Source organism: Sphingobium sp. GW821-FHT02B05, assembly GCF_059421905.1.
In genome coordinates this window covers 134,344-147,487 of sequence record NZ_JBWKVW010000001.1, presented here as the reverse complement: position 1 = coordinate 147,487, position 13,144 = coordinate 134,344, and the positions used below count along the sequence as shown (strand labels likewise).

General features: G+C 64.0%; 14 protein-coding genes and 1 pseudogene. 9 read left to right on the top strand and 6 right to left on the bottom strand.

Annotated features, from left to right (window positions below):
• Window positions 1–16: 16 nt before the first annotated feature.
• Complete coding sequence (gene thiS / locus AC07UX_RS00835) at window positions 17–1,018, bottom strand: sulfur carrier protein ThiS (RefSeq protein WP_495190145.1); 1,002 nt, start codon at window positions 1,016–1,018, stop codon at window positions 17–19.
• 110 nt (window positions 1,019–1,128) lie between these two features.
• On the opposite strand from thiS, the gene aroQ reads away from it, so the two are divergent.
• From aroQ to AC07UX_RS00815, 4 genes are all read left to right on the top strand, one after another.
• Window positions 1,129–1,569: a type II 3-dehydroquinate dehydratase gene (aroQ, locus tag AC07UX_RS00830; RefSeq protein ID WP_495190144.1), complete on the top strand. Its 441-nt coding sequence runs from the start codon at window positions 1,129–1,131 to the stop codon at window positions 1,567–1,569.
• Window positions 1,570–1,662: 93 nt separating this feature from the next.
• A complete protein-coding gene (gene accB / locus AC07UX_RS00825) occupies window positions 1,663–2,148 on the top strand; it encodes an acetyl-CoA carboxylase biotin carboxyl carrier protein (RefSeq protein WP_495190143.1) in 486 nt (161 codons plus the stop codon).
• A 15-nt stretch (window positions 2,149–2,163) separates the two neighbouring features.
• Window positions 2,164–3,516, top strand: coding sequence for an acetyl-CoA carboxylase biotin carboxylase subunit (gene accC, locus AC07UX_RS00820; protein ID WP_495190142.1), 1,353 nt, complete (start codon window positions 2,164–2,166; stop codon window positions 3,514–3,516).
• Complete coding sequence (locus AC07UX_RS00815; RefSeq protein WP_495190141.1) at window positions 3,513–3,857, top strand: arsenate reductase family protein; 345 nt, start codon at window positions 3,513–3,515, stop codon at window positions 3,855–3,857. The genes accC and AC07UX_RS00815 overlap by 4 nt, the downstream gene beginning before the upstream one ends.
• Window positions 3,858–3,878: 21 nt before the next feature.
• Here the strand turns inward: AC07UX_RS00815 and AC07UX_RS00810 are convergent, their stop codons facing one another.
• Window positions 3,879–4,394, bottom strand: a complete 516-nt coding sequence (locus AC07UX_RS00810; RefSeq protein WP_495190140.1) for a hypothetical protein — start codon at window positions 4,392–4,394, stop codon at window positions 3,879–3,881.
• Between the two features lie 155 nt (window positions 4,395–4,549).
• On the opposite strand from AC07UX_RS00810, the gene AC07UX_RS00805 reads away from it, so the two are divergent.
• Window positions 4,550–5,299 (top strand): ParA family protein, encoded by a 750-nt coding sequence (locus AC07UX_RS00805; protein WP_495190139.1) that lies wholly within the window; start codon window positions 4,550–4,552, stop codon window positions 5,297–5,299.
• Between the two features lie 10 nt (window positions 5,300–5,309).
• On the opposite strand, the gene AC07UX_RS00800 is transcribed toward AC07UX_RS00805, so the two are convergent.
• Both AC07UX_RS00800 and AC07UX_RS00795 read right to left on the bottom strand, forming a co-directional pair.
• A complete protein-coding gene (locus AC07UX_RS00800) occupies window positions 5,310–7,607 on the bottom strand; it encodes a putative bifunctional diguanylate cyclase/phosphodiesterase (RefSeq protein ID WP_495191742.1) in 2,298 nt (765 codons plus the stop codon).
• 113 nt (window positions 7,608–7,720) lie between these two features.
• Entirely contained in the window at window positions 7,721–9,490 is a 1,770-nt protein-coding gene (locus AC07UX_RS00795) for a fatty acyl-AMP ligase (protein ID WP_495190138.1), read from the bottom strand.
• Window positions 9,491–9,629: 139 nt separating this feature from the next.
• Here AC07UX_RS00795 and AC07UX_RS00790 point away from each other — a divergent pair, with 139 nt between their 5' ends.
• Window positions 9,630–10,151, top strand: a complete 522-nt coding sequence (locus AC07UX_RS00790; RefSeq protein ID WP_495190137.1) for a regulatory protein RecX — start codon at window positions 9,630–9,632, stop codon at window positions 10,149–10,151.
• A gap of 160 nt (window positions 10,152–10,311) precedes the next feature.
• On the opposite strand, the gene AC07UX_RS00785 is transcribed toward AC07UX_RS00790, so the two are convergent.
• Window positions 10,312–10,677 carry a bleomycin resistance protein gene (locus AC07UX_RS00785; RefSeq protein ID WP_495190136.1) on the bottom strand — a complete coding sequence of 122 codons (366 nt, stop codon included), beginning with the start codon at window positions 10,675–10,677 and terminating at the stop codon, window positions 10,312–10,314.
• 114 nt (window positions 10,678–10,791) lie between these two features.
• Between AC07UX_RS00785 and AC07UX_RS00780 the strand changes: the two genes are divergently transcribed.
• The 3 genes and pseudogenes from AC07UX_RS00780 to AC07UX_RS00770 all read left to right on the top strand — a co-directional run.
• Window positions 10,792–11,316, top strand: coding sequence for a DUF192 domain-containing protein (locus AC07UX_RS00780; protein WP_495190135.1), 525 nt, complete (start codon window positions 10,792–10,794; stop codon window positions 11,314–11,316).
• A 143-nt stretch (window positions 11,317–11,459) separates the two neighbouring features.
• Complete coding sequence (locus AC07UX_RS00775; protein WP_495190134.1) at window positions 11,460–11,858, top strand: NADH:ubiquinone oxidoreductase subunit NDUFA12; 399 nt, start codon at window positions 11,460–11,462, stop codon at window positions 11,856–11,858.
• Window positions 11,855–12,274 (top strand): annotated as a pseudogene (locus AC07UX_RS00770) (DUF2155 domain-containing protein); the annotation flags it as partial. The gene AC07UX_RS00775 and the pseudogene AC07UX_RS00770, both read left to right, overlap by 4 nt.
• A gap of 35 nt (window positions 12,275–12,309) precedes the next feature.
• Here AC07UX_RS00770 and aat read toward each other — a convergent pair.
• Window positions 12,310–13,050, bottom strand: coding sequence for a leucyl/phenylalanyl-tRNA--protein transferase (aat, locus tag AC07UX_RS00765; RefSeq protein WP_495190133.1), 741 nt, complete (start codon window positions 13,048–13,050; stop codon window positions 12,310–12,312).
• Between the last annotated feature and the right edge of the window lie 94 nt (window positions 13,051–13,144).

The following is a 13,144-nucleotide window of genomic DNA, read 5'->3' as shown; positions in this document are numbered from 1 at the left end:
CCGAAAAACAGGATTGTCAGATCAGCCCGGCAAGCGGGCTGGACGGATCGGCATAGAGCCGCTTGCCCATACGCCCGGCGCGATAGGCCATGCGCCCCGCTTCCACGCCCGCCTTCATCGCGGCGGCCATCAGGATCGGATCTTTTGCCTCGGCGATGGCGGTGTTCATCAGCACGCCCGCGCAACCCAGTTCCATCGCAACGGTCGCTTCCGACGCGGTGCCCACGCCCGCATCCACCAGCACCGGCAGCGTAGTGCCCTCCACGATGAGGCGGATCGTCACCTTGTTTTGGATGCCCAGGCCCGACCCTATCGGCGCGCCCAGCGGCATGATCGCCACGGCGCCCGCATCCTCCAGCCGCTTGGCCGCGATCGGATCGTCCACGCAATAGACCATCGGCTTGAAGCCTTCCTTGGCTAGGACTTCCGTAGCCCGAAGAGTCTCGACCATGTCGGGATAGAGCGTCCGCGCCTCGCCCAGCACTTCCAGCTTCACCAGATCCCAACCGCCCGCTTCCCGCGCCAGACGCAAGGTGCGGATCGCATCCTCACCGGTGAAACAACCCGCCGTATTAGGCAGATAGGTGATCTTCTTCGGGTCGATAAAGTCGGTCAGCATCGGCGCCTTGGGGTCGCTCACATTGACCCGGCGCACCGCCACCGTCACGATCTCCGCCCCCGACGCCGCGACCGCCGCCGCATTCTGCTCGAAACTCTTGTATTTGCCGGTGCCCACGATCAGGCGCGACCGGAACGTCTTGCCCGCCACGCTCCAGCTATCGTCATCGATTGCGGCGACATCACCGCCGCCCACGAAATGCACGATCTCCAGTTCGTCGCCATCCTCGACCTTGACTTGGCTCAGGGTCGAGCGCGGCACGACCTCCAGATTGCGCTCCACCGCCACCTTTTCCGGGACGAAGCCCAGTTCGCTCGCCAGTTCTGCCAGCGTCAGGCCGTTGCGGATGCGGCGATGCTCGCCATTGATGTGGATGGAGATGGTGCCGTCTATGCTCACTGCGCTGTCCCGGACAAGAAGGAGTCTCGACTAGGCGAGACGGGAAGGGCTAAGGATCGTGCGCATATAGGGGCGGCCTTGCCCGCCAAGCAACATCAGAAGGGTTCGCCATGGCCGACACACGCAAAATCTACGTCTTGAACGGCCCCAACCTCAACATGCTGGGCACGCGCGAGCCGGAGATTTACGGTTATGACACGCTGGACGACATTGCCGAACGCATGGAGGACGTCGCAGGCCGCGCCCATGTGGAGATCGTCTTTCGCCAGTCAAACCATGAAGGCTATCTGGTCGACTGGTTGCAGGATGCCCATGCGCAGGGTGCCCATGCCGTCATCATCAACCCCGGGGCATACACCCACACATCGATCGCGCTGCATGACGCGATCAAGAGCATCACCGTCCCGGTGATCGAAATCCACCTCTCCAACCCGCACAAGCGCGAGGCTTTCCGCCATAAAAGCTATGTCGGCATGGCCGCCAAGGGCACGATTGCAGGCTTTGGCCCCATGTCCTACATGCTGGCTCTGGAAGCCGCGCTGGAGCTATGAGCCGGCGCGTCTTGACGCACGAAAGTTGCGCTTTGCCGTAAATGCGCATAGGCGCGGGCACCAGAAACGATATTCACCGGCCAGGGACTTCACATGACCGACAAACAAGAAAAGGGCGCAATGCAGGTGGACGTACAGTTGGTGCGCGATCTCGCTGCGCTGCTGGACGACACCAACCTTACGGAGATTGAGGTTGAGGATGGCGATCGCAAGATCCGCGTCGCTCGCAAGGCCGCGTCGGCCGCTGCGCCTGTCTATGCCCCCGCGCCTGCGGCCGCACCCGTCGCCGCCGCACCTGTCGCGGCGCCCGCCGTCGCTCCGGCCGCCGATGCCGCGGTGCCGTCGGGCACCGTGGTCAAGTCGCCGATCGTGGGCACCGCCTATCTGTCCGCCGAACCCGGCTCCGCGCCCTTCGCCCGCGTGGGTGCGCAGGTCGCCGCCGGCGAAACCATCCTGATCGTCGAAGCCATGAAGGTCATGAACGCGATCGCCGCGCCCGTCGCGGGCACGGTCAAGGCCGTGCTGGTCGATAACGGTCAGCCGGTCGAATATGACCAGCCGCTGATCGTCATCGAATAAGGCCCGCACAAGCTTATGGCCATCGAGAAACTGCTGATCGCCAATCGTGGCGAGATCGCGCTTCGCATCCACCGTGCCTGCCATGAAATGGGCATCAAGACCGTTGCCGTGCATAGCACCGCCGACGCCGATGCCATGCATGTGCGCCTGGCCGACGAAGCCATCTGCATCGGGCCGCCCGCGGCCAAGGACAGCTATCTGAATATCGCCGCCATCATTTCGGCGGCGGAAATCAGCGGCGCGGATGCGATCCATCCGGGCTATGGCTTCCTGTCGGAAAATGCCAAGTTCGCCGAGATCGTCGAAGCGCATGGCCTTGCCTTCGTCGGTCCCAAGCCCGAACATATTCGCACCATGGGCGACAAGATCGAAGCCAAGCGCACGGCCGGCGCGCTGGGCCTGCCCCTCGTCCCCGGTTCGGACGGCGCGGTCAGCGATGTCGAGGAAGCCAAGATCATCGCCGAAGCCGCTGGCTATCCGGTGATCATCAAGGCGGCGTCCGGCGGCGGCGGTCGCGGCATGAAGGTCTGCACCTCGCCCGACAGCCTCGAAACGCTGATGCAGCAGGCGGGATCGGAAGCGAAGGCCGCCTTTGGCGACGCGACCGTCTATATCGAAAAATATCTCGGCAATCCGCGCCATATCGAAATTCAGGTGTTCGGCGACGGCAACGGCAATGCCATTCATCTTGGCGAACGCGACTGCTCGCTCCAGCGCCGTCACCAGAAGGTGTTGGAAGAAGCCCCCTCGCCCGTCCTGTCGCAGGCCGAACGCGAACGCATCGGCGGCATCTGCGCGAAGGCAATGGCCGACATGGGCTATCGCGGCGCCGGCACGATCGAGTTCCTGTGGGAAAATGGCGAATTCTACTTCATCGAGATGAATACCCGCCTTCAGGTGGAACATCCGGTGACGGAGATGATCACCGGCCTCGATCTGGTGCGCGAGCAGATCCGCGTGGCCGAAGGCAAGCCGCTGTCGGTGAGCCAGGACGACATCCGCTTCACCGGCCATGCGATCGAATGTCGCATCAATGCGGAAGATCCCAAGACCTTCGCGCCCTCGCCGGGCACCGTCACCAGCTATCATGTTCCGGGCGGCATGCACGTCCGCGTCGATAGCGGCCTGTATCAGGGCTATAAGGTGCCGCCTTATTACGACTCCATGATCGGCAAGCTGATCGTCTATGGCCGCACCCGCGAAGGCGCGATCATGCGCCTGCGCCGCGCGCTGGAGGAATATGTGATCGAAGGGATGAAGACCACCATCCCGCTGCATCAGGCCCTGCTGCGCGATCCGGAATTTCTGGACGGCAACTACACGATCAAGTGGCTGGAAGAATGGCTCGCCCGTGAGGACGACCAGTGAAAGCCACCATCTGGCACAATCCCAAATGCGGCACATCGCGCAAGACGCTGGCGATCCTTGAAGAAACGCCGGACGTCGAGGTGGAGGTGGTCGAATATCTCAAGACCCCCTTCACCCGCGAAAAGCTGGTCCAGCTGTTCGCCGACGCCGGGCTGACCCCGGCCGACGCGATCCGCAAGATGGGCACGGATGCCGAAGAACGCGGCCTGTCGCAGATGGATGCCGACGCGATACTGGACGAAATGGCGGCCAACCCCGCCTATGTGAACCGGCCCTTCGTAGAAACGGAAAAGGGTGTCCGCTTCTGCCGTCCGCAGGACAAGGTTCTGGAAATTCTGTGATATCCGGGGCATCGGGCGCGATCAGCGCGCCTGATGCACCGACAGGCTGATCGACCGCACCTTGCGGTTGTAGATACCGATGCCGCCCTCCACACGAATGCCGGGCGCGACCTGCCAGACGGCGACATCCCTGCTCTTGTCCGTGACGAAGGTCGGCTCTCCGGCCTTCAGGCTGGGCGTCATGACCGCCGCGACATCGGCGCTTGTCGCCTTCGTCCCTGTCTTACCGCCACCAATCTGGCAGACCGCGCTCGATTCCCCCTCTGTCGGCAGGCTCAGGAACAGGATCAGGCCGTCTTTGTGGAACGCCCGCACGGGCGGCATCTTCGCGCCCGCGATCAGGCGAATGTCGCTGCTGACCCAGCCAATTTCCTGGGCATGCGCCGCGATCATGTCCAGGTCCGGGAAGCCACGGCGGCATGTGTCGTTGAACGCGGCCAAATAGGATGCGATCGCCGGGTCCGGTTCCGCCATCGCCGGCGCAGTAGCGAAATGAGCGGCAAGACCGGCAAAGGCGCAAGACAAGGGACGGAACATACGACCTCCGGGCTGATCCCCTTCCCGACTATCGGGCAATGATTGCCATCAGCTGAAGGGCCGCGGCGCATTTATCGGTCGATATTCACGACAGCGTAACAACGGAATGATTTGCACCCTTGCTTTGGTGGCAGGACAAACTAGCCTCCCCGTTCATGGCAAAGGAACCGGTATTGGCGACCATCGCCGTCTATAGCCTCAAGGGCGGTGTCGGTAAAACGACCTTCGCGATCAACCTGGCCTGGGCATCGGCCTGCATCTCGAAACGGCGTACGCTGCTTTGGGATCTCGACCCGCAGGCGGCATCCAGTTGGCTCCTGTCCACCGACATGGAAAGCCGCGATGCGGCGCAGGCGATCTTCAGCAAGGATGTGGACGTCCGCAAGCTGATCCAGCCATCGACCGTGCCCGGTCTGGATCTGATCGCGGCGGACACCTCGCTGCGCAGCCTGGACCATCTGTTCCGCGAGATGGACAAGAAGAAGCGGCTCGCCAAGCTGATCGAAAGCCTGGGCCGCGATTACGACCGGATCATCCTGGACTGCCCGCCGGGCCTCACGGAAACCAGCGAGCAGGTGCTGCGCGCCGCCGACCTGATCGTCATCCCGGTCATCCCCTCCCCCCTGTCGCAACGCGCCATGGGGGAAGTCGCGCGCTATCTTGTGCAGCGCGGTGGCAACCATGCCCCGATCCTGCCGGTCTATTCGATGGTCGATCGTCGCCGCAGCCTGCATCGTGCGGCGCTGGAAAGCCAGTCCGGCTGGCATGCCATCCCTATGGCAAGCGCGATCGAACAGATGACCGTGCGGCGCAAGCCGCTGGGGGCTTTCGCCCCGGCATCCGCGCCGGCGCAGGCGTTCGCGGCGCTCTGGACGCAGGTGGAGCGGCAACTGGTGGCAAAATAAGCGCCGCCCCTTAGCCGATCGCCATCCGCTGCGGCGCGGGGAACAGCCGGGCCGCGTCTTCGGGCAGCATCGGCCGGCCGAAATAATAGCCCTGCACCTTCTTGCAGCCCAGCTGGCGGACCATCTGCAACTCCGCTTCCGTCTCCACGCCTTCGGCCGTCGTCGCCATGCCCAGGCTATCCGCCAGCGTCACCACGGCCCGGATGATCGCCAGGCTTTCCGCCGTATTCTTCGACGCGCCGACGACGAAGCTGCGATCGATCTTGATCGTGTTGAACCGGGTACGACTGAGATAGCCGAGCGAGCTGTAGCCCGTGCCGAAATCGTCAAGCGAAAGCTGGATGCCAAGGCCCAGCAACTGGTCCAGCACCTTGAGGGCGCCCGTATCCTCACCCATGAAGACGCTCTCGGTAACCTCCAGTTCCAGCCGCCGTGCATCCAGCCCGCTTTGCGCCAATGCAGATATGACCGCCGACACGAAACTGGGATGGGCCAATTGTTCGGCCGAGACATTGACCGCAATGCGGACGTCCTCCGGCCAGTTCGCCGCTTCCATACAGGCGGTTCGCAACACCCATTCGCCGATCGGCCCGATCAGCCGCGCTTCCTCCGCCACGGGTACGAACTTGACCGGCGAGATCGCACCCAATTGCGGGTGGGTCCAGCGCACCAGCGCCTCAAAGCCCAGCACCACGCCCTGATCGGCATCGACCACCGGCTGATAAAGGACATGCAACTGCTCCTTTTCCAGCGCCTCGCGTAGCGCCAGTTCCAGCTGCCGTCGCTCTTCCGCCTGCGCATGAAGCTGCGGTTCGTAGGCGCGGTGGACGCCGCCGCCGTCGTCCTTGGCCCGGTATAGCGCAAGATCCGCGCTACGGATCAAGGCTTCGGATTCACGCCCGTCCATCGGCGACAGCGCCGATCCGACGGACGCGCCGACGTGCAGCATATGCTGATCGACCTGATAGGGTGCCGACAAGGCGCCGATGATCGCCGAGGCAAGCCGGGGGATGACCGCGCCATCCGCGACGTGCGGCAGGACCACGGCAAATTCGTCGCCACCGATCCGGCCGCAAAATTGGCCCGCGTCGCAGACCTGACGCAAGCGACGCGCCACCTGGCTCAGCAGCTTGTCGCCGGTCTGGTGGCCCAATGTATCGTTGATCGACTTGAACCGGTCGAGGTCGATCATCATGAAGCCGCAGCCGGGTGAACGCCCCCGCGCCGTATCCATCGCCTGATCCAGCACCTCACGCAGATGGCTGCGATTGGGCAGGCCGGTCAGCGGATCGAACCGCGCCAGCTGGGCGATCTTGTCTGCCGATTCGCGCTGCGCCGTGACGTCCGAGCCGACGCCGCGAAAGCCCTGGAATATGCCATTTTCGTCATGACGGGGCGAAGCCGACAATTCCCACCAGTGCCACTGCCCCTTGATCTCGACCGGCAGGACGAGGTTGCTGAAACTCTCACGCCGCTTGAGATGGTCGGCCAGACTGTGCAGCCCGGCGGCGAAGCGTCCATTGTCCCAGCCGCTGCCGGCCAGTATCTGTACCAGCGACACGCCTTCCAGTTGCGCAGGTTCGACGCCCAGCGTTTCGGCGAAGCGGCTGGACACGCCGCTGATCCGACGCAGCGCGTCGGTCTGCCACAACCAGTCGGAACCGCCGACCTCATATTCACGCAGCAGCAGGCTGACTACCTCGCTCTTTTCAACCAGTTGGGCCGTGGTGCTGTGCTGGCGGGCAAAGGTGCGGGCGTAGATGAAGCAGCCGGCGAGCAGGGACAGGGCATAGCTGGTCGCGAGCGCGCGCAACGGCAATTGTCCATGATCGTCGAACATGAAGAACAGCCCGACGATGCAGGGCAGCAGATAGGCGCTGGCGGACAGCGGCGTTGCGGCATAGCTGATCGCACCGCATACCATGATGCAACTGACCAGCGTCCAGAGCGCGATCAGTTCGGTCGTATCCCCGGATCGGCCGATCAGCGCCATGCAGGCGGCCCAGACCAGTCCCTGCAACAGCGCGCCCAGCCCATGGCGGCGCAGGTCCGAATGGGCCAGGCCGACATTGTTCGTGCGCCGGCGATGACGATCCAGCCCGATCGCGATGGCCGTCGCGGCGATCAAGGCCACGCTCCAGCCGCCGAGCAAAAGCGCCGGACAGCAACGGGAAAAAACCTGCCACAGGAAGAGCAGGCCGCATATGTTCATGCCATGGCGCAGGATGGCGACGCTGTCTGCGGACCGCAGCTGCGCCTCCAGCACGCGCATGCCGGTTTCGTCCGCCATCGACGACAGTCCCATCATCGCCCGCAGCGATGCGCGTTCCTGTCGATCCGGCTCTTCGCTCTGATCGATCTTGCTACCCACATGCCCGCGTTACCAGCCATGGGTTAGCAATCGGTAACCTTGCCGGGTGTTTAAGCCGCGATGTCGTAAGGCCGGATTTCGCCGGTCAGATAGAGGTTGCGTGCCTTCGACCGGCTGAGCTTGCCGGAGCTGGTGCGCGGCAGGGTGCGCGGCGGCACCAGTTCCACCACGCAGTTCATGCCGGTAATCGCCCGAACCCGCTCGCGAATCTGGTCGCGCAGGCGCGAGCGTTCTTCATTGTCGGACGTACGGCAATGCACCAGCACGGCGGGCGCTTCCTCACCACCGGGCGTGGTGATGGCGAAGGCGGCGATGTCGCCCTGCTTGAAGCCGGGCAGCTGTTCCACCGCCCATTCGATATCCTGCGGCCAGTGATTCTTGCCGTTGATGATGATCATGTCCTTGGCGCGGCCGACGATATAGAGATAGCCGTCGGACAAATAGCCCATGTCACCGGTGTCGAGCCAACCGTCGGCCATGCAGGCGGCGGTCGCGGCATCGTCGCGGAAGTAACCCACCATCAGCGACGGGCCGGTGGTCCATACCTTGCCGATCTGACGCTCGTTCATCAGGCCGCCATCCTCGTCGCGAATTTCCACGACCATGTCCTTGGCGGGCTTGCCGCAATTGACGATCGAGCGGAAACGCTGCGGACGGCCCTCCGGCGCGTCGCCGCCCGACAGGTCGGTTTCCTCGACCAGTTCGACGATGATGCCCTCACCCGGCGGCATGATAGTCACGGCCAGAGTCGCTTCGGCGAGGCCATAGCTCGGCAGGAAGGCCTTGGGGCTGAAGCCTGCATCGGCGAAGGCATCGACGAAGCTCTGCATCACGTCGGGGCGGATCATGTCCGCGCCATTGCCGGCAAGGCGCCAGCGCGAGAGATCGAAACGGTCGGCGGCCTTGGTCTGGCTGGACATGCGGCGGGCGCAAATGTCGTAGCCGAAGGTCGGCGAATAGCTGATCGAGGTGCCGTCATTGCGGCTGATGAGGTCCAGCCAGGCAAGTGGACGGCGGGCGAAATCCTCGGTCTTCATGTAATCCGTCGACACCTGGTTGGCGACGACGGACAGGAAGCAGCCGACCAGACCCATGTCATGATACCAGGGCAGCCAGCTGATGCAGCGATCGCTATCCTGCACCTGCATGCCATGGCTGTGCGCCGACAGGTTGCTGAGCAGCGCATGATGGGTGACCGCAACGCCATGGGGGAAACGGGTCGAACCGCTGCTATATTGCAGATAGGCGATTTCATGCGGCTGCGCCTGCGGCAGATCGACCGGAACGGCTTCGCGCGCCAGGAAGTCCTCGAACGCGATACTCTCGACCGACCTTTGCCGACCGGATTCGCCCGCCATCTCTTCCAGTTCCTTGGGGAAGAGGAAGAGCATCGGATCGCAGCTGGACAGCTGGACATTCAGCTGGTCGATATAGCTGTCCTTGCCGCCGAAGCTGGTGGGCAGCGGCAGCGGCACCGGCCAGGCGCCGGCATAGACGATGCCGAAGAAGAGCGTGGCGAAATCGGCGCCGGTTTCGGCGACCAGAGCGACACGGTCCTGCGGCTTGACGCCATGGGCGATCAGGCGATGGGCGCAGGCGACGGCGTCGGCACGCAATTCACTGAACGGATAGGGCCGCGCCAGATTGCCACGGGCATCGTGGAAATTCAGACCGCGCTTGCCCTGCGCCGCATAGTCCAGCGCCTCGCCCAGCGTTTCGAAGTCCGAGAAACGGCGCGGCAGATCATCAGTGGTCGGCGTTGGTGCCATCATCTCTTGCGAACCCGTCATATTGGTTTCACCCAATGTCTTAAAACTCATGAAAGCGGGGCCGCTAGCAGCTTTGGCCGCTGCTTGCACCGCCTATTCCATACCAATCTCGCTTATTAGCCGACAAGGCACGGTGAAATTCCGGCCCGACTGTGGCATAAACATGGCGCATCGGTCATTAAGTGTCATCATGACCGGCAAACGCCTCCCCCCACCGCTGGATGACGCCGCGCTGCGCGATATGGCGCTGCGCCATGTCGCCCGTTTTGCGACCAGCCGGGGGAAGTTGCTGGCCTATCTGAAGCGCAAGATCAAGGAGCGCGGCTGGGGCGGCGAAGAGCCGGCCGATCCCGAAGGGCTGGCCGATCGCTTCGTGGCGCTGGGCTATATCGACGATGCCGGCTTTGCCGTGATGAAGAGCGGATCGCTCGGCCGGCGGGGCTATGGCGCGCGGCGGATCGACGAGGCGCTGCGTGCGGCCGGCATAGCGGAAGGCGACCGGGAGCAGGCGGACGCGCAGACCGCGTCGGAGGCGTGGAATGCGGCCGAGCGCTTCGCCCGGCGCAAGCGGGTCGGCCCTTATGCGACCGCCGCCCTTGACCCCAAGCAGCGGGACAAGGCGATCGCCGCCTTCCTGCGTGCAGGCCATGATTATGCCATGGCGCGGCGCTGGGTGGATGCCGCGCCGGGCGAGGCTTTGGCGGAGGAATGATAGGATATTCCTCCCTTAACTTCGCATATTTCCCGCAAAACAAGACATTTTTGAACAAAAGTTGGACATTTTATGTCGCAACCCATGCACTATCGAATGATGTTTCGCCATAGCAGACCCGGCGGCCTGTAGGACAGTATGACCTGCCCTCCCCCCATTTTCAGGCGGGCGCCTGCACCAGCCGGATCAACGTGCCGTCGGGGTCGATCAGCGCACCCACGGTCCCACCCCAGCCTTCCTTCCGCGGCCGGTGCGCGCGCGGCCAGCCGCTGGTCTTTTCCGGAATGCCCGCCGCCAGTATCGCGTAGAAGAACGGAGCGACATCCTCCATGCGAAAACAGCAGCTGAAGGAACTCGTCGCGGGGTCGAGATCGGGATAGGGGAAAAATTCCACGACCAGATCGCCCCGCCGCAGGATCATCCAGCCTGAATCGCGCCATGTTTCTTCAAAACCCAACGACGCATAAAAGTCCGCCGTCGCGTCGAAATTCCGCGAAGGAAGGTTGGGGGTCGCAAAATCGGGCATCGCCAACGCTCCAGCTATTGATGTGATCGCATGTAGCTTAACGGCACGACCCCGGCCACGACACGATAATATCCCCCTCCCCACCATCCTAGAATCGCATTAGGCATTGGCCGCATGATCCGCTTGCCTGTCCTCGTCGCCATCGGCCTGCTGGCCGCCTGTTCCAGTCCCAAGCAGGCTGCCGACGATGGCGCGCAGGCGCAGGCTGTCGCCGATCGCCTGCCCGTCGTCATCCATTCCGCCAAGGGCACGCACCGCTTCGACGTAGAGGTTGCCGCCACGCCGCAGGCGCAGGAAAAGGGGCTGATGTTCCGTAAGGCGCTGGACGCAGACAGCGGCATGCTCTTTCCCATGGACCCGCCGCGCACCGCCAGTTTCTGGATGAAGGATACGCTGATTCCGCTCGACATGCTGTTCATACACACCGACGGGACCATCGCCTTTCTGAAGAGCGAGGCGCAGCCCTATGCGCGCGAACCCGTATCGGCAGGCGTGCCGGTGGCGGCCGTGCTGGAACTGCGCGGCGGGCGCGCGGCGGAGCTGGGCATGGCGGAGGGCGACCGCGTCAGTTGGGGCGGCTGCGCCGTGCCGGGCGAAAAGCGCACGACTGCACTGAATTTCTGCCCGGCCGCGCCTTAGGATCGCGAGAGCTTGATCGACAAGCCGTTCGCTTCGAACGGACCTCGGGTCAGCCAATCCGACCTGCCACTTGCCCCAAAGAGGCTTGCGATTATCGCATAACCTCCTTGCCCGCGCCCGTCGCAGCGGCTAAGCGCTGGCGCATGGGAATCCTGGCTAACGTCTTCACCTGGTGGAATGGCGCCACCTTCGGCACCTGGCTCTTTACGACTCGCAAGGGCACGAAAGTGGGCGAGGATCATCAGGGCAATATCTATTATGAAGGCGGCACCGACCCCAATGGCCTGACGCGCCGCTGGGTGATGTATAATGGCGCCAACGACGCCAGCCGCGTGCCGGCCGAATGGCATGGCTGGCTGCATCATTCGATCGAGGGTGCGCCCGAAAGCTTCCTGCCGCCGCCGCGCATCTGGGAAAAGGAATCGAGCGTCAACCTGACCGGCACGGCCAACGCCTATCGCCCGTCGGGTGCGCTCGAAAAGGGCGGCCTGCGCCAGAAGGCGACCGGCGATTATGAAGCGTGGAGCCCCGACGCGGCATGACCCGGCGTCCGGCGGGAAGCGTCCCGCCGATCCTTCGCTCTCTGCCCCTGCTCTCCTGTGCCCTGGCGCTTGGCGCCTGCGGCAAGACCGACGTGCCGGCTGCCAACCAGAGCGGCCCGGTCAAGGTCGAAAGCGCGCCGATTCGCACCGCCGCCAATGGCGCGGCGTCCGGCACCCCGATGGCGCAGCGTAGCGCCGTCATCGGCCTGCTCAACAAGCGCAACGGCCTGACCCGCGACCTCACCATGAAGCCAGGCGAGGCGCTGCGCGTGGGCGACGCGATCGTCCGCTTGCAGGCCTGCGAAACCAGCGCGCCATGGGAAAATGTGCAGGAAACCGGCGCCTTCGTGCAGTTGGACGTGCGCAGCAGCGCCGACGGCAAATGGCGGCGCAGTTTTTCCGGCTGGCTGTTCCGCGAACGGCCCGACCGCAATGTCGTGCAGCACCCGATCTACGACGTCTGGGTCAGAAGCTGCACGATGGAATGGCCCGCAACCGGCCCGGACACGGTCAAGCTGGGCGCCGAGGGCAAGTCCGCCAGCGGCGCGAAGGCCCGTTCGGCTGCGACACCGGAGCCGGAAGCGAGCACGGATGCGCCCGCCGCTGCGCCAAGCGAAACCCCGCCGGTCGCACCCGCCAATAATTGAAGATAGGCGCGCTGGCTGATTTCTACGGCGCCCATGCTGCGCAGATGATCGGTCATGAACTGGCAGTCGAGCAGGGTGAAGCCCCCCGCCCGCAACCGCGCCACCAGCCAGGCCAGCGCCACTTTTGACGCATCGGTGCGGCGCGACACCATGGATTCGCCGAAGAAGGCCTGGCCGATCGCCACGCCATAGAGGCCGCCGACCAGCTCCTCCCCCTCCCACACCTCGATCGAATGGGCGAAGCCGACATCGTGCAGGTGGCGGTAGGCGCTTTCGATCTGGTGGTTGATCCAGGTCGACGGACGATCCGGCGCGGCCTGCGCGCAGAGCGCCAATATCTGCGGAAAGGCGCGGTTGGCGGTGACGGCGAACCGGTCGCGACGGATTGTTTTTGCCAGCGAATGGGACAGGTGGAAGCCATCGAGCGGCAGGATCGCCCGCCGCTTGGGTTCGACCCAATAGACATCGTGCGCGTCGCGATCGTCCGCCATGGGGAATACGCCGATGGAATAGGCCTGCAACAGGACGAGCGGATCGATCATCATTCTGGTCGCAAGGGTAGCAGACGCAGCGGAAGGGAAAAGCCCTGCCGCGCCAAGTCATTGCCGGATTGACACTTATCGTGTTGACCCTAGCTTC

What these genes read in the sequence shown, in the direction of transcription:
- AC07UX_RS00785 (WP_495190136.1), bottom strand. Translation starts at nt 10,677, where the DNA reads ATGCCCGATTTTGCGACCCCCAACCTTCCTTCGCGGAATTTCGACGCG.
- AC07UX_RS00790 (WP_495190137.1), top strand. Translation starts at nt 9,630, where the DNA reads ATGACCGGCAAACGCCTCCCCCCACCGCTGGATGACGCCGCGCTGCGC.
- AC07UX_RS00780 (WP_495190135.1), top strand. Translation starts at nt 10,792, where the DNA reads ATGATCCGCTTGCCTGTCCTCGTCGCCATCGGCCTGCTGGCCGCCTGT.
- accB (WP_495190143.1), top strand. Translation starts at nt 1,663, where the DNA reads ATGACCGACAAACAAGAAAAGGGCGCAATGCAGGTGGACGTACAGTTG.
- AC07UX_RS00775 (WP_495190134.1), top strand. Translation starts at nt 11,460, where the DNA reads ATGGGAATCCTGGCTAACGTCTTCACCTGGTGGAATGGCGCCACCTTC.
- aroQ (WP_495190144.1), top strand. Translation starts at nt 1,129, where the DNA reads ATGGCCGACACACGCAAAATCTACGTCTTGAACGGCCCCAACCTCAAC.
- aat (WP_495190133.1), bottom strand. Translation starts at nt 13,050, where the DNA reads ATGATGATCGATCCGCTCGTCCTGTTGCAGGCCTATTCCATCGGCGTA.
- accC (WP_495190142.1), top strand. Translation starts at nt 2,164, where the DNA reads ATGGCCATCGAGAAACTGCTGATCGCCAATCGTGGCGAGATCGCGCTT.
- AC07UX_RS00810 (WP_495190140.1), bottom strand. Translation starts at nt 4,394, where the DNA reads ATGTTCCGTCCCTTGTCTTGCGCCTTTGCCGGTCTTGCCGCTCATTTC.
- AC07UX_RS00795 (WP_495190138.1), bottom strand. Translation starts at nt 9,490, where the DNA reads ATGAGTTTTAAGACATTGGGTGAAACCAATATGACGGGTTCGCAAGAG.
- AC07UX_RS00805 (WP_495190139.1), top strand. Translation starts at nt 4,550, where the DNA reads ATGGCAAAGGAACCGGTATTGGCGACCATCGCCGTCTATAGCCTCAAG.
- AC07UX_RS00800 (WP_495191742.1), bottom strand. Translation starts at nt 7,607, where the DNA reads ATGATGGGACTGTCGTCGATGGCGGACGAAACCGGCATGCGCGTGCTG.